The organism is Pseudomonas sp. MWU16-30317, from assembly GCF_020515695.1.
In the GTDB taxonomy this organism is placed as follows: Bacteria; Pseudomonadota; Gammaproteobacteria; order Pseudomonadales; family Pseudomonadaceae; genus Aquipseudomonas.
Genome location: NZ_JAIWJA010000016.1, coordinates 1 through 23872 on the forward strand (window position 1 = coordinate 1; position 23872 = coordinate 23872).

The 23872-nt window shown below is 61.2% G+C and carries 23 protein-coding genes and 1 pseudogene; 9 read left to right on the forward strand and 15 right to left on the reverse strand.

Annotation, left to right across the window (positions count from 1 at the left end; translation table 11 throughout):
* Positions 1 to 183: 183 nt before the first annotated feature.
* Positions 184 to 495, reverse strand: a complete 312-nt coding sequence (locus LIX93_RS28410) for a type II toxin-antitoxin system YafQ family toxin (protein ID WP_226507352.1) — start codon at positions 493 to 495, stop codon at positions 184 to 186.
* Complete coding sequence (locus LIX93_RS28415) at positions 452 to 751, reverse strand: type II toxin-antitoxin system RelB/DinJ family antitoxin (protein ID WP_226507353.1); 300 nt, start codon at positions 749 to 751, stop codon at positions 452 to 454. Before LIX93_RS28415 ends, LIX93_RS28410 begins: the two co-directional genes overlap by 44 nt.
* A gap of 211 nt (positions 752 to 962) precedes the next feature.
* Here LIX93_RS28415 and LIX93_RS28420 point away from each other — a divergent pair, with 211 nt between their 5' ends.
* The gene (locus tag LIX93_RS28420; RefSeq protein ID WP_226507354.1) at positions 963 to 1124 is read left to right on the forward strand and encodes a hypothetical protein; all 162 of its coding nucleotides are present in this window, start codon (positions 963 to 965) and stop codon (positions 1122 to 1124) included.
* Positions 1125 to 1202: 78 nt separating this feature from the next.
* Here the strand turns inward: LIX93_RS28420 and LIX93_RS28425 are convergent, their stop codons facing one another.
* Complete coding sequence (locus LIX93_RS28425) at positions 1203 to 2825, reverse strand: methyl-accepting chemotaxis protein (RefSeq protein WP_226507355.1); 1623 nt, start codon at positions 2823 to 2825, stop codon at positions 1203 to 1205.
* Positions 2826 to 3037: 212 nt separating this feature from the next.
* On the opposite strand from LIX93_RS28425, the gene LIX93_RS28430 reads away from it, so the two are divergent.
* Positions 3038 to 3709: a hypothetical protein gene (locus LIX93_RS28430; RefSeq protein ID WP_226507356.1), complete on the forward strand. Its 672-nt coding sequence runs from the start codon at positions 3038 to 3040 to the stop codon at positions 3707 to 3709.
* A gap of 488 nt (positions 3710 to 4197) precedes the next feature.
* On the opposite strand, the gene LIX93_RS28435 is transcribed toward LIX93_RS28430, so the two are convergent.
* The 4 genes from LIX93_RS28435 to LIX93_RS28450 form a co-directional block, all read right to left on the reverse strand.
* A complete protein-coding gene (locus LIX93_RS28435) occupies positions 4198 to 5607 on the reverse strand; it encodes a hypothetical protein (protein ID WP_226507357.1) in 1410 nt (469 codons plus the stop codon).
* A 3-nt stretch (positions 5608 to 5610) separates the two neighbouring features.
* Positions 5611 to 6855, reverse strand: a complete 1245-nt coding sequence (locus LIX93_RS28440) for an AAA family ATPase (RefSeq protein ID WP_226507358.1) — start codon at positions 6853 to 6855, stop codon at positions 5611 to 5613.
* Between the two features lie 10 nt (positions 6856 to 6865).
* Positions 6866 to 7486: a hypothetical protein gene (locus LIX93_RS28445; RefSeq protein ID WP_226507359.1), complete on the reverse strand. Its 621-nt coding sequence runs from the start codon at positions 7484 to 7486 to the stop codon at positions 6866 to 6868.
* 131 nt (positions 7487 to 7617) lie between these two features.
* Positions 7618 to 8097: an OsmC family protein gene (locus tag LIX93_RS28450; RefSeq protein ID WP_226507360.1), complete on the reverse strand. Its 480-nt coding sequence runs from the start codon at positions 8095 to 8097 to the stop codon at positions 7618 to 7620.
* Positions 8098 to 8203: 106 nt separating this feature from the next.
* On the opposite strand from LIX93_RS28450, the gene LIX93_RS28455 reads away from it, so the two are divergent.
* Positions 8204 to 8605, forward strand: a complete 402-nt coding sequence (locus LIX93_RS28455) for a cupin domain-containing protein (protein WP_226507361.1) — start codon at positions 8204 to 8206, stop codon at positions 8603 to 8605.
* A 43-nt stretch (positions 8606 to 8648) separates the two neighbouring features.
* Here the strand turns inward: LIX93_RS28455 and LIX93_RS28460 are convergent, their stop codons facing one another.
* The 4 genes and pseudogenes from LIX93_RS28460 to LIX93_RS28475 all read right to left on the reverse strand — a co-directional run.
* Positions 8649 to 9578, reverse strand: coding sequence for a sulfonate ABC transporter substrate-binding protein (locus tag LIX93_RS28460; protein ID WP_226507362.1), 930 nt, complete (start codon positions 9576 to 9578; stop codon positions 8649 to 8651).
* Positions 9579 to 9589: 11 nt separating this feature from the next.
* Positions 9590 to 10627 carry an L-glyceraldehyde 3-phosphate reductase gene (gene mgrA / locus LIX93_RS28465; protein ID WP_226507363.1) on the reverse strand — a complete coding sequence of 346 codons (1038 nt, stop codon included), beginning with the start codon at positions 10625 to 10627 and terminating at the stop codon, positions 9590 to 9592.
* An 8-nt stretch (positions 10628 to 10635) separates the two neighbouring features.
* On the reverse strand, positions 10636 to 11967 hold the full coding sequence (locus LIX93_RS28470; protein WP_226507364.1) for an LLM class flavin-dependent oxidoreductase: 1332 nt from the start codon (positions 11965 to 11967) through the stop codon (positions 10636 to 10638).
* A gap of 158 nt (positions 11968 to 12125) precedes the next feature.
* Positions 12126 to 14231, reverse strand: a pseudogene (locus tag LIX93_RS28475) (TonB-dependent receptor); the annotation flags it as partial.
* Between the two features lie 333 nt (positions 14232 to 14564).
* Here LIX93_RS28475 and LIX93_RS28480 point away from each other — a divergent pair.
* Complete coding sequence (locus tag LIX93_RS28480; protein WP_226507366.1) at positions 14565 to 15614, forward strand: LacI family DNA-binding transcriptional regulator; 1050 nt, start codon at positions 14565 to 14567, stop codon at positions 15612 to 15614.
* A 115-nt stretch (positions 15615 to 15729) separates the two neighbouring features.
* Positions 15730 to 15993 carry a hypothetical protein gene (locus tag LIX93_RS28485; protein WP_226507367.1) on the forward strand — a complete coding sequence of 88 codons (264 nt, stop codon included), beginning with the start codon at positions 15730 to 15732 and terminating at the stop codon, positions 15991 to 15993.
* On the opposite strand, the gene LIX93_RS28490 is transcribed toward LIX93_RS28485, so the two are convergent.
* A complete protein-coding gene (locus LIX93_RS28490; RefSeq protein ID WP_226507368.1) occupies positions 15979 to 16173 on the reverse strand; it encodes a hypothetical protein in 195 nt (64 codons plus the stop codon). The two genes, LIX93_RS28485 and LIX93_RS28490, sit on opposite strands and share 15 nt — an antisense overlap.
* Before the next feature lie 182 nt (positions 16174 to 16355).
* Between LIX93_RS28490 and LIX93_RS28495 the strand changes: the two genes are divergently transcribed.
* Positions 16356 to 16577: a hypothetical protein gene (locus LIX93_RS28495; RefSeq protein WP_226507369.1), complete on the forward strand. Its 222-nt coding sequence runs from the start codon at positions 16356 to 16358 to the stop codon at positions 16575 to 16577.
* A 211-nt stretch (positions 16578 to 16788) separates the two neighbouring features.
* On the opposite strand, the gene nadC is transcribed toward LIX93_RS28495, so the two are convergent.
* Complete coding sequence (gene nadC / locus LIX93_RS28500; RefSeq protein ID WP_226507370.1) at positions 16789 to 17637, reverse strand: carboxylating nicotinate-nucleotide diphosphorylase; 849 nt, start codon at positions 17635 to 17637, stop codon at positions 16789 to 16791.
* A gap of 373 nt (positions 17638 to 18010) precedes the next feature.
* Here nadC and LIX93_RS28505 point away from each other — a divergent pair, with 373 nt between their 5' ends.
* The 3 genes from LIX93_RS28505 to ampE all read left to right on the forward strand — a co-directional run bounded on the left by LIX93_RS28505 (position 18011) and on the right by ampE (position 21687).
* The gene (locus tag LIX93_RS28505) at positions 18011 to 20218 is read left to right on the forward strand and encodes a DUF1631 domain-containing protein (RefSeq protein WP_226507371.1); all 2208 of its coding nucleotides are present in this window, start codon (positions 18011 to 18013) and stop codon (positions 20216 to 20218) included.
* A 72-nt stretch (positions 20219 to 20290) separates the two neighbouring features.
* Positions 20291 to 20854 carry a 1,6-anhydro-N-acetylmuramyl-L-alanine amidase AmpD gene (ampD, locus tag LIX93_RS28510; RefSeq protein WP_226507372.1) on the forward strand — a complete coding sequence of 188 codons (564 nt, stop codon included), beginning with the start codon at positions 20291 to 20293 and terminating at the stop codon, positions 20852 to 20854.
* Positions 20851 to 21687 (forward strand): regulatory signaling modulator protein AmpE, encoded by an 837-nt coding sequence (ampE, locus tag LIX93_RS28515; RefSeq protein WP_226507373.1) that lies wholly within the window; start codon positions 20851 to 20853, stop codon positions 21685 to 21687. Before ampD ends, ampE begins: the two co-directional genes overlap by 4 nt.
* Here the strand turns inward: ampE and LIX93_RS28520 are convergent.
* Together LIX93_RS28520 and cra are read right to left on the reverse strand one after the other, a co-directional pair.
* Complete coding sequence (locus LIX93_RS28520; protein WP_226507374.1) at positions 21681 to 22493, reverse strand: TatD family hydrolase; 813 nt, start codon at positions 22491 to 22493, stop codon at positions 21681 to 21683. The genes ampE and LIX93_RS28520 overlap by 7 nt on opposite strands.
* Positions 22494 to 22495: 2 nt before the next feature.
* Positions 22496 to 23491, reverse strand: a complete 996-nt coding sequence (gene cra / locus LIX93_RS28525; protein WP_226507375.1) for a catabolite repressor/activator — start codon at positions 23489 to 23491, stop codon at positions 22496 to 22498.
* Between the last annotated feature and the right edge of the window lie 381 nt (positions 23492 to 23872).

The window sequence follows — 23872 nt, forward strand, 5'->3', positions numbered from 1 at the left end:
GTCCGACCTGATCGCCAGCGCCCTTGACGCGGTAAAGGAGGCGGCCATGGGCAAGCCTCTGCAGGGCAACCAGGCATGGCTGGTCCACCACTCGCTCACCAGCGCAAAGGCGGTCGTCGATGCACTGAGCGCCACGTATCAATTCGATGACGGGAAGTAAGCAGGGCCTTGCGGCTAAGAAGCCTAGCCAAACAGCTCGCTGTGAGAGCCTAGATCAACAAAGGTAAGTAGGTGGCCATCATCTTGGTAGACCAGAAGAAAATCACCGCCGACGTGGCATTCGCGAGAACCTTCCCAGTTTCCGCGTAGCTCGTGATCAAGATACTCCGCAGGTAGCGGCTTGCCGGCGAAAAGCAGGGACATGACCGTGACGGCTTCATTCATGTCCCTCATTCCTGCTCGCTCATAGCGCTTCCAGGATTTTTTAAAGTCAGGCGTGTACGCGACGCTCCTAGGTAGTGCGGCCCGCTTTTGCTTCTTCTCCTGCTTCGCCATTCAGGTCCTCTAGCATCTCTTCCATCGAATAGAACTGACGCCGAATTTCGCGAGCTTGAGCAAGCGCTCTTGCGGTTTTCTCGCTAGGGACTTTTACCTCAAAGGGTAGTCCCTGGACTGCTACAACCTGGCGGAGGAAAAGGCGCATCGCGTCACTGATGCTGAGACCGCAGCTCTGGAGTACAGCCGTGGCGCTCTCCTTCAAATCCTCCTCGATGCGACAGCGCACGTCAGTGGTTTTAAGTACGGCAGCCATAGTATCACCTCTTTCGAAAAATGTAGCTACGTTGTGGTAACGTGCTTGTAATGCTAAACGCTTGCTCAAATTTGATCAAGCAGATGCTGTACGGTCTGCCTGGCGGTTGCTTGATAAGCGGTAGAGAAGCTGGATAGCCGACGGCGTGCGGCGTGTTGGCTCGGTTCGGATCAGTACTGAACATCGTTTTCTTGGCGGTAGAGGAGGGCTGATGTCCGACCTGATCGCCAGCGCCCTTGACGCGGTAAAGGAGGCGGCCATGGGCAAGCCTCTGCAGGGCAACCAGGCATGGCTGGTCCACCACTCGCTCACCAGCGCAAAGGCGGTCGTCGATGCACTGAGCGCCACGTATCAATTCGATGACGGGAAGTAAGCAGGGCCTTGCACGAAGCAAGTGCTGACGCGGGTGGGCAGGTGATCGCTGTGTTTAGGAACACGGCGATCATTCACCTCAAACCTGAAAATGCTTCACCATCGTATTCAACTCATAAGCCAGACTCGCCAACGACTGCGAAGCCGTCGTGGTCTGCGTAGACCCTTCCGCTGACTGAATCGACAACTGCTGAATATTCAACAAGTTCTGATCCACCGCCCGAGCCACATGCGCCTGCTCTTCCGCCGCCGTAGTGATCACCAGGTTCCGGTCATTGATCTCATCGTTAGCCGCCAGAATATCGGTCAGCGCTTTCTGCGCCAGCTCAGCCAACTCCAGCGTCTGCTGGGTCATATTGCTGCTATCGAGCATGGTATTCACGGTGCTGGCGGTATTGGCCTGAATACTGCCAATCATCTGTTCAATCTCTTGCGTCGACTGCGCCGTGCGGTGGGCGAGGGCGCGCACTTCGTCGGCGACCACGGCGAAACCACGGCCGGCTTCACCCGCGCGGGCGGCTTCGATGGCGGCGTTGAGGGCCAGCAAGTTGGTTTGTTCGGCGATGGTGCGGATAACGTCCAGTACTTTGCCGATATCCTTGGCTTGTGTGGCCAGGCCGCCGACCTGCCCGGAGCTGACTTCCACGCCGCGGGTCAGCGCCTTGATGGCGTTCAGCGCTTCGACCATGCGCTGCTGGCCTTTCAGGGCGATGCTGCGCGATTCCTGGGACAGGTGGGAGGTCGATGCGGCGTTGCGTGCGACTTCTTCAATGGCGGTGGTCATTTCGGTGACGGCCGTGGCGGCCTGCTCGATTTCGCCGTGTTGCTGTTGCAAGCCCCGGCTGCCCTCGGCGGTCACGGCATTGAGTTCTTCGGCTGCGGCGGCGAGCTGGTTGGATGAGCCGGTGATTTGCTTGAGGGTCTGCACCAGGCTGTTGCGCATGGTTTCCTGGGCGCGCAGCAGGCGCGTGGCTTCGTCGTTGCCGGTGGGATTGATCGGGTGGGTGAGGTCGCCCTTGGCAATGGTTTCAGCCACGTGAACCGCTTCGATGATGGGGCCGGTAATGCTTTTGGTCAGCAGCCAGGCCACCAGAATGGTACCGGCACTCACGAGCACGATAACGATGGCGATGCCGCTGACGGCGTGTTGGTAAGCGTCAACGGATTGCTTGCCGGCTTGCTCTGCGCCTTTGTTGGCCAACTCGATCAATTGATCGAAGTTCTTGGTCATCTGCTCATAGCTTGGGCGAATGCTGTTGAGGAAGTCCACGGCGCCGGCCTTGTCGCCGGAGCGCGAGCGTTTGAGCATTTCGGTGTGGTTCTTCGCGTAGGCGTCGAGGCTCTGGTTGAATACATCGAGGCGCGACTTTTCGTCGGCGGTCGTGAGGAGTGCGGCGTATTGGGTCAGTTGTTCTTTGACGGCTTTCAAGCGGCCGGCGGATTTATCTTCGTAGGTCTGCATGTCCGCATCGGCCGACGACAGGATGTGCGCCATTTCCCCCAGGCGATAACGATCGAGCGAGGCGTTGGCCAGGGCCAGGATTCGAACGCGTTGCATCCAGTTGTTTTGAATGTCGGCGGCCTGGGACTGCACTTCGCCGATCTGCTTCAGCGCGAACAGGCCGAGGAAAATACTCAGCGCGGCGATAGCGGCGAAGCCGATGAAGGCTCTGGCGGCAATTCTTATGTTTCTCAAGAACATGGGTTTTTCGCTCGGGCTGGGAGTGCGTTGGGCAGTCGTTTGGGCGAGAAATCTTGGGGTGATCTGCAAGGCAGTCGTGTCAGACCACCACAATATCTAGTCGGCTGGGCGCTGAAAGTCTTTAGCCGTTTCGGCAAATATAGGGGCTGGAGTTCAAGCTTTTGTTACCGCCGCCGACATTTTCGATCAAGCCATCTATTCAGCGAACGCGCATGGAAGTTCTCCACATCATCTTGGGTTTCTCCCCCGTTATCATCTGCGTCGTGACCATATGGCTGGTCATTGCACGCAGGCGTCCCAAGGACGGCTATACGGTCGATGGTCGGATCACGTATCTGGAGGGTAAAACCGCCGGGCTCCCGCTACTGACCTTCAGCTATTCAGTGGGCGGCACGCGGTTTCATAAATCCTGGGCAGACACGCTGGATAGCAGTGACGACTACAGGCTCCGAGAGGCTGTTGTGCGTTTTTCTGTGGGGGATACGGTGTCGGTATGGTGCGCCAGGAAAAATCCCGAGGCGTGCCGGATTGTTCTGCCTGAAGAATGGAAAGCCTCCCCGGACCCACTGGCCGCCATCGAGAAAGTGCGCATCCCCGAGTATCGGGTGAAGATGTATTCCACGTTCGGATTGCTGGTTTCAGTGCCGCTCACGTTCGACACCTTTAAAGATGTCAGTAAGGCTTGGGCGGATCTGCAGTTTGTATGGAACACTGGATCCCGTCGGGAGCCCTTTTTGCAAACGCTCGGTTGGGCACATCAGCCGCTCGAGTTTGGAATTTACTTTTCCCATGACTTGCTGGTGCTGATAGTTGCAGCGCTGGTCAGTGCGGGGCTGATATGGCGCATCGTGCGAGGGCGTGGAGCGTTTGGGCGGTGGTTCTGAGCGTCCAGCTATGCGCTGGTAGCTCAACCGCACACGTGACGGCTCCGAACTGGAAAGTCACCTGCCCATCGCCCTATGTCCGAGCAACACGCGAAGCCAGCTTTTTTCCCAAGCGGCGCATCCATATCTCCAATTGGATGATCGCGGTTATCGGTGTAGATACGATGAAGAACACCATCCCGAAGAACATCCCTGCGCCGATCCAGCCTTGTATGTCCGTGCCGTTCCACATACAGGCTGACGAGATACTTTTGCCGCCAAGGCAACCCAGGCGATCATGTACCCAGAGGGACACGCGCCACCAAGCCAGGAACATAGCTGAGGGTGTCCAGATCAACAGGTCTTTCCATCTCATCTGTTTTTCCCATCGGGGAGTACTGGAAAAATAAATGCGCCTTGGATACGCGGCGCATGGGCGCCGACTGCTGTCCTGGCGATCACTTCATGCAAGTTCCCGGCGCGCCGATAGTAGGGGTACTCTACTCTCCTCAACGCATCGCATTAACCAACATGAACCACCCACTCGCCCAATCCACACGGGCTTTCACAAACTTCTGAATCGAATCGAAATTTTTGATCTGCACCGGATTCCACGGGTTGCTCACCCAATCCACAGTCCCTGCCGGCTGTTGATCTGAAAACGCGTAGTACTGCGTGGTCACTGAAAAGTCGCGGGTGGCCTTGTGAAAACCGCTGACCAGCGCCGAGTCAGGCACGCTGAAACCCCGGTCCTTCAGGCGGCTGGCGGCGGCGCGATAGACGGGCTGCTGCCAGGGGGCCTCACTGTGATTGACCCAGTAGCACTGTTGCAGCCCTCGGGGCTGGTTCAGTTCCACTCGGGCGGTATAGTCGGCGGGCTGACTGCAGGCGCCGTAGGCGGGAAAGCCGTTGTTGTCGGTGACTGTCTCAAGGTGCGTGACCATCAATTCCAGAAGCCGCCCTTTGTCGCTGCGCGCGAGCACCAGCATTCGATCCTGGCCGCGTGGCGAGGGTGTGTTGTCGGTGGCTAGCACTTCCCAGGCGCCGTCGGGAAGCGGCAAGGTCTTGCCTGCCAAGTCAATGAAGTTGCTGACTACTTTGCCGACTACGTTATCCGCGGTGGGATTCTTCACGGCGGTTTGCTTGTTGCCCAGCCAGCGCTGGATGGTGAAGTGATCGCCCTGATAGCCCCCTTGGAAGGAGGTGGGCTCCAGACCGGTCAATGACCTGAGCCGAAGCATGGCGCTTGAGTATTCAGGCCTGCTGGCATCGTATGCCCAGAATCCGCCCGGCTGGCGCGAACAGTTGCCGCATGGGGACAGGTCATGGCTGTAGACTTCGACCGGCACACCGCTGGGGACACCTTGAATGTCGGGGCCGGAGTAGCCGGCGACGATAACTTTGCGAAGGTCGATGCCTGGGCGCACGGCGATTTTCCAGCTGACCGCCTCATAGGCCATCAACACCAGCACCATGGGCGCGGTGGTGCGTTCGACATCGACATTGATAGTGCGGTAATCGGCGTGCGCATTTTCGAACTGCCGTTTGCAGTCGATCATCTGCGGCGTGCCCATGACCGCCTTGCAGGCCTGCATCCATTCGATACGCTGCGGGCCGGATGTCGCCGGCCCATAGACACCGACGACGTGCATCTCGACATCACTGCCATAGGTCTGTGCAGCGATGGTCACGGGGCGGTCAAAAGCGGGATCGCGGGGCGATTGGCGGTTCTGGCTGGCGGAAACCGCCTGCACACGGGCAATTGCGGCCGCAGGCGCCTGGTACTGCCCCACAGTCAGTGGAGCAGGTGATAGGCGCCAAGGTGCTGCGAGTATGCATAACGCCGTTATTAGCACGGTGCAGCAGAACACCCAGCGCCATGCCGGCGCGTCATGCCACAGGCTGTCAGCATCGCCCATCGTCTAGCCTCGTGAAGGGGTGGCGAGCGGGGGGCGTACCGCCACTTGCTGCTCTTCGTCCATGTGTAACTCGACGCGTAGCTGCCCGGCTTTCTTGGCCTCGATCAACGAGTCCGCCAATTGCTCTTCGATGGCCCGGATGAGGTCCCGAGAAGAGGTCGAGCGCTTCTGCCGTTGATAGCGCGCCATCAGCGTCAGAATGATATTCGGATCAATGCCCTGTTCAGCCACTTGCAGTCCGTACCCATGAATCATGCTTTCTATTTCGAGGGCGCAGACTCGAGCGATATCGAGTCCCTGAAAAGGCTGAAATACAAAAATTCGGTCGATCCGGTTGAGCACTTCAGGCGCGAAGTTGGCATCGTGCAGGGTGTTTACCGCCGCGTCGCGCAAACTGTCGGGGTCGGCGGCAAACTGCGTCGACACTTCCGCCAGGCGCTGAGTGCCCGCGTTGGTGGTGAGGATGAAGATGGCTTGCGTGGTAGCGATCTGCTGACCGTCGGACCGTTCAGTGATGAAACCGTCGTTCCAGGCCGTGAGAAATGCCTTGAGCACATCAGGGTGGGCCTTCTCGATTTCGTCCAACAGCACGACAGCATTCGGCGAGTCCAGCAAGCCTGCGGTCAACTTGCCGTAGGTGTCTGAGCCCACGTAGCCCTTGTTCATGCCCAGCAACTGCGAAAGCGAATGGCTGCCGGAGGCGAATTGGCTCATGTCGAAATGGAGCAGCGGCCGCTCCAGTTCCTTGGCGAGGACTTTAGCCAGATAAGTCTTGCCAGTGCCGGGCGGCCCTGCGAGCAGGAACACGCCTACCGGCTTGCCGCGTTGCGACAGCGCCAGGCGCCGACGAATCTGTGCGGCAATGTCATCGCAGACGGCGTTTTGTCCGACGACGCTAAGCTTGAGTGCTGCAGCGAGGCTTTTCGCATCGATGAAGGTGGCCGAGTCGAGTTTTTCCATACCCTCTTCGAGCACCTGCTTGTTGGTGAGTCTGTCGAGAATGTCCATAAGCGCACCTGTCTTGAAAAGGGTGGGGAGTCGGTCGGTCGCGTGCAGCCAGCCCAGGATAAGCAGGAACCAGCCGAGTAGGGCAGCCGCGCAGAGGTACCAGCCGATACCGTGCAATGAGGCGATGAAAGCCGCGACGGCGGCCGGTTTCGGCCAATGAGTCTCGATGAACTGGAACAGCATCACGAAAACCATCAGCGCGAACATCAGCGGCATGTAGCGGGGCAATCGGTTGAGCATGGTTTGCTCCTTAAATCCCAAGTGGCAACTGCAGCGTTTGCCCAGGGGCGAGCACTGGCAGCAAGACCGGCCCGGTGCTGGTATGGATGCCCAGGGTGATGCCGCCCCCGCCATCGACTGCTCCTGTCACGGTCAAGCGGTGTGTAGCGTCCACCGGTATCGCGATTCGCTGGTGCGCGTTGAGCAAGTTGCAATCGATGCTGAATCCGGCAGAGGCGAGATGGACGACATCGCCATCTTCTGAGGCGAAATCCCAGACCTCAACCCATACCAAACGGGTCTGATCGGTCTGGTGGGTAGCCAGTGACGACGTGACGGCGGCACGCAGCTGGGCGCGCTGAGGTGTGTCGAGGTGCATGGTATCCAGCGCGCGCTCCATGTCTTGAGGTGCAACTGGTTCAAGTTGCAGGGGCGCCAGGGTCGCGAAGGATTTTTGCAACTCGTTGCGGGTAGCGTTCGATACATGGTCGGAGCTGCCCGGCCACCAGGCCGTCAGAAGGCTACCTCCGCCCAGGACCAGCAGGGCGGCAATGATCGCGAGGCGAAACTTGGGGAGACCTTTCTTCACGCGTGGGGCGATGATGGTGGTGCTTGAGGATTGAGGAACAGGTTCCAGATGCTTGCCGGCCATCAACATCGTCCTTGAATATACGTTTCGGTATTTAACCACTTCTGGATGTATCGGCAGCGGGTCCGCGATCATAAGGTTTTACTGTCTGGCTTCCTGATGCACGCTGGTAGAGGGCGGTGAAACGCCCTGCATCAAGGGTATTGGTTGATGACCTGCGCCTCATGCCCCACCGCAAAATTCACCGACCGCGCAATAAAGCACTTCTCGTGCGCCACCCCATGCAGCGCCTTCGCCTTGTCGACATCCGCACCAGGCGCCAGCACCACCTTGGGCTTCAATACCACCGAGGTAAACTGCCCGGCGCCATCGCTTTGTTCAATCATCGTGCCTTCGGCGTGGTCTTCATATTCCACCACCACAATGCCTGCCTCGGCACACAACCCGAGATACCACAGCTTGTGACAGGCCGATAACGACGCCAGCAGCAGCTCCTCCGGATTCCAGCGCGCCGGATCGCCACGAAAGCTGGGGTCGGACGATCCTTCGATCGTCGCCTTGCCTGGGGCCTGAATCTCGTGTGCCCGGCTGTAGCCGCGATAGGTCGCGGTTCCGGTGCCTTGGTTGCCGGTCCAGATGACGTGAACCTGGTAGTGGTGTTCTTTGTTGGCCATGGATCCTCCCTGTGATTGCTACCGACAAGTAACAAGCTGTTGCCATGATGATTCCAGGCGATATCCTGCCTGATTCTCTCGGCCATTATCAAAGAAAGGAAACACCATGGAACTGGGTCGCCACATCAAAGCCTGCGCTGTCCTGGCAATCATCGCCGCCCTGGCGGGTTGCGCCACACCGGCCAGCGCGCCGTCCAAGGGCTCGCGCACGACGCTGCAGCATGTGGCCTATCCCAACGGCTATGAAGTCAACGTGATCCGCATCGTGCTGCCGGCCAATGCTAATTCACCGCATCACACCCATCCTGGATTGGAGTCCGGTTATGTGGTGCGTGGCTCGGTGACAGTGGCGATCGATGGCCAGCCTGAGCATGTGCTGCATGCGGGTGATACGTTCGAGACGCCGGCCAATGCTCCGCATATCGTCAAGAACGGGCCGCAGGAGACGGAAATCGTTTCGACCTATATCACCGAGGCGGGCAAGCCGTTGACGCAGGTGATTCAGTAAGACGAAGCTTCAATCTCGGCGTGGCGGGGTGCGTTTTTCGCATTCACTTCCAAACCACATCCCCCACCACAATCCTCTTCGGCAACAACCCGTTCCCATAAAACAGATCCGCCGTCGCCTGCTGCGCCTTCACCACCCCGTCGTCGATCGGCAGGATCGGCGAAGGCGGGCGGTTATCCACATACCGCTCGATAATCCCCTGCGGTAATCCCATCGACTGCGTCAGCACCTTGATGCTCTCGTCCCGATGGCTGCGCGTCAGCGCCTCGGCCGCGGTCAACTCGCCCAGCAATGCATGGACGAAGTCGCCATGGTCCTGCGCATAAGCCCGGCGCGCCGTGTAGATCGGCCCGGACAACCCCAGCCCCGTGCCATCGGCCAGCAACCGTGCATGCCCCTCGCTCAACGCCAATGACGCATAGGGATCCCAGATCGCCCAGGCGTCCACGCTGCCCTGTTCGAACGCCGCACGGGCATCGGCGGGGGTGAGGTACACCGGCTGAATATCCTTGTAGCTCAGCCCGGCCTTGTTCAGCGCGCGCAGTACCAGGTTGTGGGAGCTGGAGCCTTTCTGGAAGGCGACCTTCTTGCCCTTCAACTCCGCCACGTCGTGCAGCGGGCTGTCGTTGCGCACCAGGATGTTTTCGGCCTGGGGCTTGGCGGGTTCTGCGCCGATATACACCAGGTCGGCCCCGGCGGCCTGGGCGAACAGGGGTGGAATATCGCCGGTGGAGCCGACGTCGAGCGCGCCGACGTTCAGGGCCTCGAGCATCTGTGGCCCGGCGGGGAATTCCACCCATTTGACCTGGGTATTGGGGAAACGCTTTTCCAGCAGGCCGTGCTCCTTGGCCAGCACCAGGGCGATCGAGCCCTTTTGATAACCGATGCGCAGGGTGGCCGGATCGGCCGCCCAGGCGCTGAGGGTAAAGGCCAGCGCAAGTACGCTGGCAACTGCTTTGACGACGATGTTCATGAAGCTCTCACTTACTCAGCGCTGGAAGGTTTTTCCCACAGATTGATGCCGCCCTCGACGGCGAAGCGATCGATTTTAGCCAGCTCCTCGGCGCTGAAGGTCAGGTTGTTCAGGGCCGCGACGTTTTCGATGATCTGCTCCGGGCGGCTGGCGCCGATCAGTGCCGAGGTCACCCGTGGGTCGCGAAGCGTCCAGGCCAGGGCCATTTGCGCCAGGCTTTGGCCGCGACGTTGGGCGATGTCGTTGAGGGCGCGCACGTGAGCGAGATTGGCGTCGGACAGGTGGCTGGCTTGCAGCGAACCGCCGCCGGGGCGGTTGACCCGCGCGTCGCTGGGCGTGCCGTTGAGGTATTTGTCGGTCAGCAGGCCTTGGGCCAGGGCGGTAAAGGCGATGACCCCGGCGCCGAGGTCTTCGGTGGCCTCGAGCAGGTCTTTTTCGACCCAGCGGTTGAGCAGGTTGTAGGCCGGCTGGTGAATCAGCAACGGAATTTTCCACTCGCGCAGCAGCGCAGCGATTTCGCGGGTCTTGCTGCCGGAATACGAGGAGATGCCGATGTACAGCGCTTTGCCCTGCTGCACGGCGGTGGCCAGGGCGCTGGCGGTTTCTTCCAGCGGGGTGAGCGGGTCGAAGCGGTGCGAATAGAAGATGTCGACGTAATCGAGGCCCAGGCGCTTGAGGCTTTGATCGAGGCTGGCCAGCACGTATTTACGCGAGCCGCCGCCCTGGCCGTAGGGGCCGGGCCACATGTCCCAGCCGGCCTTGGTGGAGATGATCAGTTCGTCACGATACTGGCTGAAGTCTTCCTGCAGCAGGCGGCCGAAGTTGGTTTCGGCGCTGCCGTAGGGTGGGCCGTAATTGTTGGCGAGGTCGAAGTGGTTGATGCCTAGGTCGAAGGCGGTGCGCAGCATGGCACGCTGAGTGTCGATGGGCGTGCTGTCGCCGAAGTTGTGCCACAGGCCGAGCGACAGCGCGGGCAGGACAAGGCCGCTGCGGCCGACGGCGCGGTAGGGCATATTCTCGTAGCGATTTTCGGCAGCGATATAGGTCATGGGGCGGTTTACCTATGGGCAGTGAAAGAAGGGCGCGCGAGGCCAAGATGGTCGCGCAGCGTGGTGCCAGTGTAGTCATGGCGGAACAATCCGCGACGCTGCAGTTCAGGAATGACGTGGTGCGCGACATCCTCAAGGCCGCCGGGCAGGTGCGGTACCAGAATATTGAAGCCATCCGCGCCGCGGCCTTCGAACCAGGCCTGCATCTGGTCGGCGATATCGCTGGCGGTGCCGATCAGGCTGTAGTGACCGCGGCCGCCGGCGATCTTGCGGCCCAGTTGCGCGAGGCTGAGATTTTCATCACGGGACAGCTGGGTCAGCAGTTGTTGGCGGCTTTGCTGGCCACTGTCGGTGAGGGGTAAATCGGGCAGCGGTTGGTCCAGCGGGTAGGCGGACAGATCGAAGTTGCCGAGCATGCGCCCAAGCAGTGCGACGCCGACTTCGGGTTCGACGAGGTCCTGGAACTGCTCGAATTTTTCCACTGCATGGGCGGTGCTGTCGCCGACGACGACGAACGCGCCGGGCATGATTTTTAACGCGTCCGGATCACGCCCGAAGCGCGTCATGCGGCTTTTGAGATCGCGATAGAACGCCTGCGCCGCCGCCAGTGACGTTTGCGCGGTGAACACCACTTCGGCCGTTTCGGCCGCCAGTTCCAGGCCGACGGGCGAAGAGCCGGCTTGCACGACGACGGGCCGACCTTGAGGCGCGCGGGCGACATTGAGCGGACCTCTGACCTTGAAGTGCTCGCCGTGGTGGTCCAGCACGTGCAGCTTGGCCGGGTCGTAATACTGGCCGCTGGCTTTGTCGCGGATAAAAGCGTCGTCTTCCCAGCTGTCCCATAGGCCGGTGACCACCTGATGAAACTCCCGCGCCCTGGCGTAGCGCTCGGCGTGCCCGACATGGCTGTCGCGGCCGAAGTTGAGGGCCTCGGCGGCGGCATCCGAGGTCACCAGGTTCCACCCTGCGCGGCCGCTGGAGAGGTGGTCCAGGGACGCGAACTTGCGCGCCACGTGGTAGGGCTCGTTGTAGGTGGTGGTCGCGGTGGCGATCAGGCCGATGCGGTCGGTGACGGCGCTCAACGCCGAGAGCAGGGTCAGGGGCTCGAAGTAGTCGGAGCGGGCCATGTGGCTGGCGATGTCGCCGGTCGCGGCAGCGATGCTGTCGGCGATGAAGAGCGCGTCGAACTTCGCCGCCTCGGCGACTTGCGCCAGGTGCTTGTAGTGCTTGAAGTCCAGGCCAGCGTTGGCCGGGACCTCGCGGTGCCGCCAGGCCGCGACGTGGTGCCCGGTGGCCATCAGGAAGGCGCCGAGCTTGAGTTGTCGTGTTGCGGTGGTCATAGCGGTGTCCTTGTGAGTGTGCGGTGTGGCGGCGGGCGTCTTCGCGGGCAAGCCATGCTCCCACAGGTATCCGCCAATACATCTTGTGGAAGCAAGGTTGCGCGCTCGGCGGCGAAGAGGCCTGATCAGGCGACATCTCCCTATCGGCCTTCAGCCCATCAAAAATCCTTACGCAACTGCACCCCGAAATACCGCTGATCATCGCGCGCCACCGCCCGGTAGATATACCCGGTGCCACTGGCCAGCAGCGGCGAATAGGACTTGTCGGTCAGGTTCTTCGCCAACAATGCCACGCGCCAGCCGTTGTTGTAATCGGCCAAGGCGACGCTGGCATTCCAGATGCCATAGGCGCCCTGTTTGGTGTCGGGGTTCTGGCTGATGTCGTACTGCACTTCGCTCTGCCAGTTGTAATCGGTGCTCAGCTCGACATCCAGGCCGTTGTCCAGCGGGATGCTGTAGTCGGCGCGCACGTAGCTTTTCCAGTCCGGGCTGAAGGGCAGGGTCTTGCCGTTGACGTTGCACGAGGCCGCCGCGCCCGCCGGGCAAGCAAAGCTGTCGATGCGCGCGCGCGTATAGGCCAGCGCGCCGGAGAGTTTGAGGTTGCGGCTGGCCTGCAATGCGTAGTCGGCCTCGACGCCTTCGGTACTGACGCTGCCGGCATTGATCAAGCGAGTCACCACTTGGCCGGCAACGGTGTCGTAGAAGTTGGCCTGGTAGTTGTCGTATTCGCTGTGGAACACCGCCAGGTTGGTGGTCAGGCGGTTGTCGAAGCTGGTCGCCTTGAGGCCCAGCTCCCAGTTGTTCGAGGTCTCGGGCTTGAGCGCGCCGGTGTCGCGCGGCTGCATATTGAAGAACACGTTGTAGGCCGGGCCCTTGTAGCCGCGCGAGTAGGTCAGGTAGGCCATGACGGTGTCGGTCAGATCGAACTGCGCGCCCAGGCGCCCGGACCAACCGTCTTCGTCCACCGAGCCGGAGCTGCTGGTGCTCGGCTGAATGCCGCTGACGGTGGTGGCCGAGGTCGACACGCGGCGGTGATCGTACTCGAGCTGGTCGTGGGTCCAGCGCAGGCCGGCGATACCGCGCAGCCGCGAGGTGAAGTTGAGCGTGGTCTCGCCGAACGCCGAGTAGCTGTCGCTGGTGGTGCTGTAGTTGGCGACGCCGCGGTTGACCGCCGTGGTGGTGCGCAGCGTGCGGCTGTACGTCTCGTCGTCCTTGCCGTGCATGTAGAACAGACCGCCGACGTATTCGAGGAATTGCCCTTTGGGCGATGCCAGACGCAGTTCTTGCGAATACTGGTCGTAGCTCAGGTCGCCCTTGTCCTCGGTGCCGGGGAACGCTGTGCTGATGGTCGCCAGGCGGTCGCCGTCCTGCCACTGAGTGTTGTCCCAGCCGCGCCAGGCGGTGATCGAGGTCAGGGTGTAATCACCCAGGTTCCAGTCGAGCTGGGCGGACAGGCCCTTGTTGGTGTCCTCGACGTGGCTACGGTAGTCGCTGACGATATTGCGGTTATCGTTGCTGGCGGTCACCGGCGACAGGGCGTTGGCGAAGGCCGGGGTCAGCGACTGGCTGATCACGCCGTTGGGCGCGTCGCTGTGGTTTTGCATGTAGTCGCCGATCAGCGTCAGCTTGATGTCTTCGTTGGGCGTGAACTCCAGCTTGCCGCGCAGGCCCTTGCGGTTGTAACCGTTGACTTCCTGGCCGTTGGCCTTGTTGTCGACGTTGCCGTCGTAGCTGCCCACCAGGCCGGTCAGCGAGCCCCTGAGCACATCGGGCACCAAGGTGCCGCCAATGCCGAAGCGCGTGCGGCTTTCGGTGCCGGTGTAGAACGACTGGTCGATGTAGCCGTGGGTTTCGGCGCTGGGCGCTTTGGTGATGACGTTGAGCACGCCGGCCGAAGCGTTCTTGCCGAACAGCGTGCCTTGGGGGCCGCGCAGCACTTCGATGCGCTCCAGGTCGAGCAGGTCGAGAGTGGCCTGGCCGGGGCGACCGTAGACGACGCCGTCGACCACGGTCGCCACGGTCGGTTCGACGCCGGGCGAGGTCGAGATGGTGCCGACGCCGCGAATGAACAGCGAGGTGTCTTTGTTAGAGGCGTTGGTTCGGAAATTCAACGTCGGTATCTGCTGGGCGATGGTGGCGATATCGGTGCGGTTGTCGCGCTCCAGCTGTTCGCCGTCGACCACGGTGACGGCCACCGGGACTTTCTGCAGCGATTCCTCGCGGCGGGTCGCGGTCACGGTGACGGCTTGCAGTGATACTGACTGGCCGTCGCTGCTGTCGGCGCCGTAGCCCGGCAGACTGATCAGCGTCAGCGCGGCGGCAACGGCCTGGGCCAGCTGGGCGGGTTTGAGTGTGTCCCCGAAGTGTTGATGCATGGATTTGATGCTCGCTTGGGTGAGTGCCGAACTGCTACGGTTCTGCGACCGCTGCAGCGATAGAGTGCATGGAGTGTTCGGCGGCATTCGCTCATGCGAGTAGCAAGCGATAAAACACTTCGTTAGCGCTAACGGTGCAAGTATCATCAACTCTTGGATAGATCGTCAAATAATCAAAAATTACCTTCTTATGCCTTTTTTCAATACCGCAGGAGCATCCCTTTGAGCGATTCCAAAGGCCCGCCGCGCAGCAAGCGGCGTTCGGCCGGGCGCACTACCCTGGCCGCCGTGGCGGCGCATCTGGGGGTGTCGACGATGATGATTTCGCGCTACTTCAATCAGCCTGATCAGGTCTCGCCCGAGCAACGCGAGAAGATCGCCGCAGCGGTAGCCGAGCTTGGTTATGTGCCCAATCTGGTGGCGGGTGGCCTGGCGTCGGCGCGCGGGCGTATCGTCGGCATGGTGGTGCCCAACATCTCCGGGCCGATTTTCGCCAATACCCTGCAGGGCTTCAGCGATACTCTGAGCCGCCATGGCTACCAGACGCTGCTGGCCTCGAGCTATTTCGATCAGGACAAAGAAGAAAGCGCAGTGCGGGCCTTTCTAGGCTGGTCGCCGGCGGCCTTGGTGGTGACAGGACACTTTCATTCGCCCGCCACGGAAAAGATGCTCGCCCAGGCCGACATTCCGTTGATCGAAACCTGGGACTATCAACCCGAGCGCGCGCCGCTACAGATCGGCTTCTCCCACCATGAAGTCGGGGTTCAGAGCGTGCGCTACCTGTATGCCAAGGGCTATCGGCGTATCGCCTATGTGCTCAACAGTGCCCCTGGCGACCTCAGTGCAGTGGAGCGCAGCGAGGGGTACGCCGCGACGCTGGCCGAGTTCGGCTTGACGCCCCGGGTGTTCACCCCCGATGCCGCCAATCCTCCCCTCGAAGCCGGCAAGCAGGCGATGCAGGCACTCATGGCCAGTGCCGAGCCGCCGGACGCCATCATCTTCGCCAACGACAACCTCGCCGCCGGCGGCTTGCTGGCCGGGCAGCGTGCGGGTCTGAGCATTCCTGGCGATTGCGCGATTCTGGGCTTTGGTGACTTTCCCTTCGCGCAGATGCTGATGCCGAGCCTCAGTACCCTCAAGCCGCCGGCACTGGAGATTGGCGTGCTGGCGGCCACCCGGGTGCTGGAAAGCCTCGGCGTGCTGGCGCTTGAAGGGGAGGTGCGGCGTTTGAATCTGCTGGGCTGCGAGGTGGTCGAGCGGGAGAGCTGCTGACGGGCAGGCGTATTGCAAAGACCAATAGCGGCTATAGATTCAAGCCTCTTTCGGACGCGGCCATCGTTGCTCTACACTCAGATCAGCTTCCCGCCACCACCCAAGAGAGGCCAATGTGAACGCGCCGCAAAAACGCCGTACCTTCGACCGCATTCGTGAAGCCGTCTTGCCTGAATACCGTGATCGGGTCGATGAGTATCTCGAGCAATATGAACGTGTCCTGCACGACGAACTGGCCGAACCTGCAGCCCGACAAGAGGCCGGGCAGCAACTGAGAGGCTATCTGCGTGGCCTCAATACCACCCGCGTGATCGGTATGGCTGATTGGGAAGACCTGGACCACCGTGTCGTCGAAGCCTGGTTGCTAGTCACCGCCTGAGTCGTGCTTCTCCTGCTCGCTCAGCTCCACCGCCAACGCCGCCGCTGCCACATCCGTATGTCGATAATGGATTTGCCCATCTGCCCCCTCGACCTGGAAAACCACGTCGGCTGTCGGGTCCTGTGCGCGCAGATGCTCCGGGATTTCCTCGCCGCTGAGTTTCTTCACTGAAATTGCCATCTGCCTACCCTTGAAGGTCCTAAAAACAGTGGGACTGCGCTGGGGGGGAGGAGTGCGGTTGGATTGCCCGTTAGCGTCACCCGATCAAGCGCCTCAGGCCACCATTCGTCGCCTCCGGAAACTTTCCTCCCGAGCCTCGCACTAAGTCCCCAGAGCACAACAACGTGCAGGGGACGCAATCGATGGAAACGACCTACACCTTGACCCGCTATCTGGCGCTGGGGCTGGCGATTCCCTTGGTGGGATTGACGGCGATGTTCATGGAACTGCACGCTCAGGCGCAGCCTGACCACAGTTGGTGGCATGACTGCCGCCAGCCCATCCAATGGGTAGGACGGGCGTCGACGGCGGTGTCGGTAGGCTTGTTTGCGATCGCTGCTCTGCTGATGTGGGGGAGTGCTTGAGCGCGCCACATCATGGCGATCAAGATCGATCAATAGTCGGTACCTAGCAGCCTGCAGAAATAGCAGCGATGCCGTCCAGGTTGGTCGTGTTGTCTGATCCGCAATATCCGCAATATCCGCGCTATCAGGACGACCACGATTGTCCAGCGATGTCGCAAGCAGTAAGCAGGAGTGCCTGAGGCGGCGGCGCGCCTCTCAGGCCCAATTTGCGTTACAGGCTCAAGCGCATCGACAGGTCCACGGCTTTGACATCCTTGGTCATGGCGCCAATGGAGATGTAATCGACGCCGGTTTCGGCAATCACCCGCAAGGTGCTGTCATTGATGCCGCCGCTGGCTTCGAGCTTGGCGCGGCCGGCATTGAGGCGCACCGCTTCGCGCATGTCGTCGAGGCTGAGCTCGTCGAGCATGACGATGTCGGCTCCGGCATCCAGCGCTTCCTTCAGTTCGGCCAGGCTCTCGACTTCGATTTCCACCGGTTTGCCTGGGGCAATGCGGTGGGCGGCGGTGATGGCCAGAGCGATGCCGCCGCAGGCCGCGATGTGGTTTTCCTTGATCAGGAAGGCGTCGTACAGGCCGATGCGGTGGTTATGGCAGCCGCCGCAGGTGACGGCGTATTTCTGTGCCAGGCGCAGGCCGGGCAGGGTCTTGCGGGTATCGAGTAATTTCACCTGGGTGTCGGCGACCTTGTCGGCGAAATACTGCGCGCGGGTGGCCACGGCCGAAAGCATCTGCAGGAAGTTCAGCGCCGTGCGCTCGCCGGTCAGCAGCGAACGTGCCGGGCCTTCGAGGTGGAACAGTGGTTGATTGGCCGTTCCACGCTGGCCGTCACTGACCTGCCAGTGCACCGCAACACGCGGATCCAGCTGGCGGAATACTGCGTCGACCCAGGCAGTACCGCTGATGGTGCAGTCGTCTCGGGTGATGATCGTGGCCTTGGCCAGGCGCTCGGCGGGGATCAACTGAGCAGTGATATCGCCACTGCCGACGTCCTCGAGCAATGCGCGACGCACATTGGCTTCGATTTCGGCGGTGAGGTCGGCGAGGCGTAGATTCGGCATGGCGGGCTCCCTGAACAAGTGCGGCGATTATAGGCAGCAAACTGCAGGGAGGTAACCTTTGGCATATGGCCACTATGCGCCGGAAAAAATCGTGCCTTTGGTCGGTATTCGATCAACTTTATTTTTGTTTTGTGGTCTATCACTCAGCAGGTGTCCTTTGCAGTGAAGGCACTGGCAAGCCACAGGCATTTAGCATAATAATGCGCGCCTAGTTATTGACGTCACGTCTTTGACGTTTCTTCCGTGATCCGTGAACTTTTGCTGTTCAACTCTGCCAAAGAGTGCTCAGCAGGTGTGCGGTGCGTGGATGCCAGGGCTTGCAGTGAACGATCTCTCATATTGGGTTCCGAATTTACTCTGGCAGGGGGCAAGCATGCAGAACGACGGTAAAGTGGTGCCATTGAACAAAGCAGCCGAACAGGCAGCTAGTGCGCCGCTTGCTCGTTTGCCTGTGGTCCTCCTGCAAGTGCGTGATAAAGCCGCACAACAGTTGAAGCATGCCCTGCAGGCATTGTTCGACAATGCCGACGATACCTTGTTCGAGATGGCCGACAAGGCCCAGAACAACGTCGATCAAAACAACTTTTTCGAAGCCATGCGCGACTTGCGCCTCAAGCGAAAGAGCATCGAACGAGGGTTTCTGGACAAGTTCTATGAAGCCTTCGTTCGTATCGGTCAATATGATGTTGCTCACGAGCCAGCCCCGGCCATGAGCTATGACAAGCTCGCACTGGTGCCCAACGACGAACTGGAGCGCACTGTCGCCCTGGATGCCATGGTCGGCAAGGTGTTTGCGCGTGACGGGTTTGCGCTAGGCCAGCTCACCACGCGCCTCAATACGCTGGTACCGCGCCGTCTCGAAGACTCCACCAACCCGATGGGCCCCGCGATGCTCTGCGATTTTTTCCTGCAGGCCGGGCGTAATCTCGGGGTGGAGATCAAGGTCAAGCTGATCATTCTCAAGCTGTTCGAGAAGTACGTATTGAGCGACACCGAAAAACTCTACGGTGACGCCAACCAGTTGCTCATCGCCACCGGTATTCTGCCAGAGCTCAAAGCTGCGCCGACTCGCCGAGCCGAAGATCGTCCGCCACCGCGCCCGCGCAGCAACAACGACATCCCCACCAGCGGTGGCGCACCCCAGCCGCCGCCGGACCAGGCGGTGCAGGAAGTCTTCACCGCGCTGCAGGATCTGATTCATGGCCTGCGTGGCAGTGTCGCGCCGAAGATGGAAAGCCACAGCGAGCCGCAGCCCATCTCCACCAACGACCTCATGCGCCTGCTGTCGCACTTGCAGCAATACGTGCCGAACGCGCTCGCGCACCAGGACGACTTCGACCTGCGGTCTCAGCTCGAACAGCTGCTGACCCGGGTCAGCGTCAAGAGCGGCAAGTTTCGCGTGGTGGGGGTGGTCGACGAAGACGTCATCAATCTGATCGCCATGCTGTTCGAGTTCATCCTCGACGACGGCAGCCTACCGGATTCTCTCAAGTTGCTGATCGGCCGCTTGCAGATTCCGATGCTCAAGGTGGCGGTGCTGGACAAGAGCTTTTTCTCCCGCGGCAGCCATCCCGCGCGCCGTCTGCTCAACGAAATCGCTTCGGCGGCGATGGGCTGGGGTGGGCGTGACGATCACCAGCGCGACAGCCTCTATATGCGCATCGAGCAGATCGTCCAGCGCCTGCTCAATGATTTTGTCGATGATCCGGCGCTGTTTTCCGAGCTGCTGGTGGATTTTCTCGCCTTCAGCGCCGACGAGCGCCGTCGCAGCGAGCTCCTCGAACAACGTACCCGCGATGCCGAAGAAGGTCGGGCCAAGGCCGACCTTGCACGGCGCCTGGTGCAGGTCGAGCTGAACCAGCGATTGTTCGGCAAGACCCTGCCCGAGGTGGTGGTGCGTTTGCTGGAAGAGGCATGGAGCAAGGTCCTGCTGCTGGTGTGCCTCAAGCACGGCGTCAAGTCGCCTGAATGGGCCAGCGGCCTGCGCACCATGGACGACTTGATCTGGAGCGTCGAGCCCCATGACGAACCGGCCGCGCGCATGCGCCTGCTGGAGCTCGTACCGGGCTTGCTCAAGGCTCTGCGAGACGGCCTGACCAGCTCGGCGTTCGATCCGTTCGCCACCGGCGAATTCTTCAGCCAGCTCGAAGCGCTGCATGTGCAGGCCTTTCAGCGTGAACTGCAAAGCATCGACCCGGCGGCTGCCCACGATGATCCGCCCATGGTCGCGATACTCGAAGAGATCGTGCTCGAAGGCACCGAGACGCTGGCGGCCGACGCGCAAATCGCCCTGGCCGATGACGATGCCGGGCTGGTGGAGGTCGACAAGCTGCGCCTGGGCAGTTGGATCGAAATTCGCGAAGATGACGAGTTCACCTTGCGCTGCAAGCTGACGGCGATCATCGAGTCCACCGGCAAGTACATTTTCGTCAACCGCACCGGCATGAAAGTCCTGGAACGCACCCGTACTCAGCTGGCGCTGGAGTTTGACGAAGGCCACGTGCGCGTCCTGGACGACACCCTGTTGTTCGACCGCGCGCTGGATTCGGTGGTCAGCAATCTGCGCAAGCTCAAGGCTTGATACACACGCAGCTGCACAGGGGCTACGCTTCCCGGCATACTCTCCTGGTCGCCCCGCGTTCAAGGTAAGCCCATGCAGTTGGACCCTACCACCGGCTGGTGCGCCGGTGTGCAGCATTGCCCCTCGCCCAATTTCAATGAACGCCCTGCAGGCGAAATCTCGCTGCTGGTGATTCATAACATCAGCCTGCCTCCGGGCCAGTTCGGCACCGGCAAGGTGCAACCGTTCTTCCAGAATCAGCTCGACCACAGCGAGCATCCGTTCTTCGCGCAGATCGCCCACCTGCGGGTGTCGGCGCACTTTCTGATCGAGCGCGACGGCGGGGTCACCCAGTTCGTTTCCTGCCTGGGACGGGCCTGGCACGCGGGTGTCTCGTCGTTCAACGGGCGCGAGGGCTGTAACGACTTTTCCCTCGGGATTGAATTGGAAGGCACCGACACCCTGGCATTCACCGATGCGCAGTACCAGGCGCTGATCATCTTGACCCGACAGTTGCAGGGGGCCTGGCCGGCCATTACTGTGGAGCGAATTTGCGGTCATAGCGATATCGCCCCAGGCCGCAAGACCGATCCAGGCAGTGCCTTCGACTGGGCGCGCTATCGCGCCGGGTTGCGTGCCGAAGAGGATGCAAAATGAGTTTTCTGGTGTTGTTGCTGGTGTTGTTGATCGAGAAGTTCTCTGCGTTGCGCCAGCGTTTCCAGCGTGACGGGTTTTTCCTCGGCGAGCTGGCGCGTCTTGAAGTGCAACGCAGTCTGGCGGCTCGGCCCTGGTTGCTGCTGATCATTCTGGTGCTGCTGCCGGCGGTACTGCTGGGGCTGCTGCTGTTGGTGCTCAAGCCGGTGGCCTACGGTTTGCTGGCCTTGCCGGTGCATTTGCTGGTGGTGGTCTATAGCCTCGGCCGCGGCGACATCAAGGCGTCCCTCGGGCCGTTGCGCGACGCCTGGCGCCGGGGCGATGAGCAAGCCGCCGTGCATGTGGCCGAGCGCGACCTGGGGTTGGTGGCCGAGACCCCGAAAGCCCTGCTCGAAGGGGTCGAGAACCATCTGCTGTGGCACGCCTACCAGAGTTTTTTCGCCGTGGTGTTCTGGTATTTCCTGCTGGGGCCCGTGGCGGCGCTGAGTTATCGCCTGCTGGCGTTGATCGCCGAACAAGGGCGCAATCCGGCGCTGGTCGAGCGAGCCGCGCAATTGCGTCATGCCTTTGATTTTCTGCCGGTGCGGGTGTTGGCGGCGAGCTTTGCGATGGTGGGCAACTTTCTGGCGGTGAGCCGGGTGATGCTCCACGAGTTGCTGAACTGGCACCTGAGCGCCTGGGATTTCATTGCCCGGGCCGGGCGGGTGGCAGGGGAGCTGTCGGCACCGCAGGTAGGTGCCGAAGGAGTCGAAAGCCTGGCCAGCCTATGGGAACTGCTGCTTCGCTCGGCGGTGCTGTGGTACGCCGCGTTCGCGCTATGGACCCTGTTTTACTGACCCGCCGAGCTCCCTGTGGGAGCTTCAATATCCCAGCCGAACAACTCACAGGCATTGGCGCTACTGGCCTCGGCCAGCGCGTCAGCCGTACAGCCCATGATCTCGGCCAGCGCCTCACAGATGGCCGGCAAATGCACCGGGCTGTTGCGCACCCCTGGAAACATCGCCGGGGCCATGTCCGGCGAGTCGGTTTCCAGCACCACGCTGTCCAGCGGCAACTCGGCGATCACCTTGCGCAAGCGCAGCGCCTGGGGCCAGGTCGCTGCACCGCCCAGGCCCAGCTTGAAACCCAGCTTCAGATATTCTCGCGCTTCTTCCCGACTGCCTGAAAACGCATGGATAACCCCCGCGCGCTTGAGCTTGAAGCGCTTGAGCGCGGCCGTCACTGGCGCGTGGCTGCGGCGCACATGCAGCAATGCCGGCAACTCGAAGTCGGCGGCCAGCTGCAACTGTGCTTCGAACAACGCCTGCTGATGTTCGCGGTCGAGCTCGGGCAGATAGTAATCCAGGCCGAATTCTCCCACCGCGCAGAGCTGCGGATCACCGGCCAGACGTTCCAGCCACTCGCGCAGTTGCTCCAAGTGCTCCGGGCGATGCGTATCGAGATACACCGGATGCATTCCCAGCGCGGCACACAGCCGAGCATCGGCCTTGACCCCGTCCCACACCCGTTGCCAGTTGCCGTGCTCGACGCCCAGCACCACCACACGCTCGATGCCCAAGGCTTGCGCCTGGGCCAGCAGCGCGGGTCGATCGGCATCGAAATCGGGAAAATCCAGGTGGGTGTGGGTGTCGATCAGGCGCATGCTCAGGCCTCGGCAATGCGCTGCTTGAAGGTCCGGGCAATCGCGTGCACGCCCGTGTCGTAGCTATTCTGCTCGATGGCTGCCAGCGCCAGTGCCAACGCCTGTTCGGCAATCAGCTCGTGCTGCTGGGCCATGGCGTTGACCGGCAACGGCAGAAAATCCAGCAGTTGCGTGTCGCCGAAAGTGGCCAGGTGCAGCGGTTGCGTATCGAGCTTGAGGCCCTGCAGGATGTCGAACACCCCCTGCAGCAGCACGTAGGAAGTGGTCACCAGCGCATCCGGCAGTTGCCCCAGATGTTGCAGCAGGTCGCTCATCAACTGCCGCCCGCATTCACGGCTGAAGGCCTCGCCATGTTGCAGCAGCACGTTGCCATCGAAGCCTTCGAGGGCTTCCTGAAAGCCGCAGGTCCGCTCCTGGCTGACGCTCAGCTCTGGCCGCGCGCCGATCAGCGCGATATGCCGCGGCGCGGGGTGCAACAAGCTGCGAGTCAGTTGCAGGCTGGCGTTGCGGTCATCGCTGATGACCGAACAGAAATGCCGCGGATCGAGGCACCGGTCGATGCCGATCACCGGCGTACCTTTGCTTTGCAGCAACTGGTAGCTGTCGTCTTCGGCTGGCAGGCAGGTGGCCACGAACAAGGCGTCGCACCGCCTGGCGCGAAACAACTGCTGCAGCTGGCGCTCGCTGGCGGGGTCGTCATCGGAGCTGGCGATCAGCAATTGATAACCCTTGGCCCGGGCGCGCTGCTCGAGGATCTTGGCGATCCGCGCGTAACTGGGGTTCTCGAGATCAGGCAGGATGAAGCCCAGCGTGCGCGTGTGGCGGCTGCGCAAGCCGGCCGCCTGGGGGTTGGGCGTAAAGCCATGGGCGTCGACCACCGCGCGCACACGCTCGACGGTGGCGGCGCTGATGCGTTGTTGTTCGGCCTTGCCGTTGATGACATAACTGGCGGTAGTGACTGAGACCCCGGCCAGGCGGGCGATATCGCTGAGTTTCAACCGAGTTTTCCTTGTTCTGCTGAGCGAGACGACACAAGCGTCGGCCTAGACTCTATTGTTACCGATCCGCAGTGCCAGCGGCAGTTCAACCTGTTTTTTACAGCGCCGGGCGACAGGAAGGGCTTCATTGCACGCAGATTATCGAGTAACGTGCCTGTCATTCTAGATTAAACGATTCAGCTGACGACTCCATGCGGTAAATCTGCTTCGACCGGGGTCTGAGACCTATCCTGAACGATTGCTGCGGAAATTTTGAGGATTTTGAGCAAGGTGACTGACCCCTTCGCGTCCAATGACGAAAGCGTCGGTACAGACTACCCAGTTGCTCGGCCTTGGTTTGATTCATCTACAACAATACCTCAGCGCCCCAATGACGCTGCA

Coding starts and splice junctions, on each gene's coding strand:
- LIX93_RS28445 (WP_226507359.1), bottom strand. CDS start 7,486: ATGGCCGGCAAGCATCTGGAACCTGTTCCTCAATCCTCAAGCACCACC.
- nadC (WP_226507370.1), bottom strand. CDS start 17,637: ATGCCGAATCTACGCCTCGCCGACCTCACCGCCGAAATCGAAGCCAAT.
- LIX93_RS28450 (WP_226507360.1), bottom strand. CDS start 8,097: ATGGCCAACAAAGAACACCACTACCAGGTTCACGTCATCTGGACCGGC.
- LIX93_RS28495 (WP_226507369.1), top strand. CDS start 16,356: ATGGAAACGACCTACACCTTGACCCGCTATCTGGCGCTGGGGCTGGCG.
- LIX93_RS28430 (WP_226507356.1), top strand. CDS start 3,038: ATGGAAGTTCTCCACATCATCTTGGGTTTCTCCCCCGTTATCATCTGC.
- LIX93_RS28415 (WP_226507353.1), bottom strand. CDS start 751: ATGGCTGCCGTACTTAAAACCACTGACGTGCGCTGTCGCATCGAGGAG.
- mgrA (WP_226507363.1), bottom strand. CDS start 10,627: ATGACCTATATCGCTGCCGAAAATCGCTACGAGAATATGCCCTACCGC.
- LIX93_RS28470 (WP_226507364.1), bottom strand. CDS start 11,967: ATGACCACCGCAACACGACAACTCAAGCTCGGCGCCTTCCTGATGGCC.
- LIX93_RS28425 (WP_226507355.1), bottom strand. CDS start 2,825: ATGTTCTTGAGAAACATAAGAATTGCCGCCAGAGCCTTCATCGGCTTC.
- ampE (WP_226507373.1), top strand. CDS start 20,851: ATGAGTTTTCTGGTGTTGTTGCTGGTGTTGTTGATCGAGAAGTTCTCT.
- LIX93_RS28505 (WP_226507371.1), top strand. CDS start 18,011: ATGCAGAACGACGGTAAAGTGGTGCCATTGAACAAAGCAGCCGAACAG.
- LIX93_RS28435 (WP_226507357.1), bottom strand. CDS start 5,607: ATGGGCGATGCTGACAGCCTGTGGCATGACGCGCCGGCATGGCGCTGG.
- LIX93_RS28490 (WP_226507368.1), bottom strand. CDS start 16,173: ATGGCAATTTCAGTGAAGAAACTCAGCGGCGAGGAAATCCCGGAGCAT.
- ampD (WP_226507372.1), top strand. CDS start 20,291: ATGCAGTTGGACCCTACCACCGGCTGGTGCGCCGGTGTGCAGCATTGC.
- LIX93_RS28460 (WP_226507362.1), bottom strand. CDS start 9,578: ATGAACATCGTCGTCAAAGCAGTTGCCAGCGTACTTGCGCTGGCCTTT.
- LIX93_RS28520 (WP_226507374.1), bottom strand. CDS start 22,493: ATGCGCCTGATCGACACCCACACCCACCTGGATTTTCCCGATTTCGAT.
- LIX93_RS28410 (WP_226507352.1), bottom strand. CDS start 495: ATGGCGAAGCAGGAGAAGAAGCAAAAGCGGGCCGCACTACCTAGGAGC.
- LIX93_RS28440 (WP_226507358.1), bottom strand. CDS start 6,855: ATGCTCAACCGATTGCCCCGCTACATGCCGCTGATGTTCGCGCTGATG.
- LIX93_RS28455 (WP_226507361.1), top strand. CDS start 8,204: ATGGAACTGGGTCGCCACATCAAAGCCTGCGCTGTCCTGGCAATCATC.
- LIX93_RS28420 (WP_226507354.1), top strand. CDS start 963: ATGTCCGACCTGATCGCCAGCGCCCTTGACGCGGTAAAGGAGGCGGCC.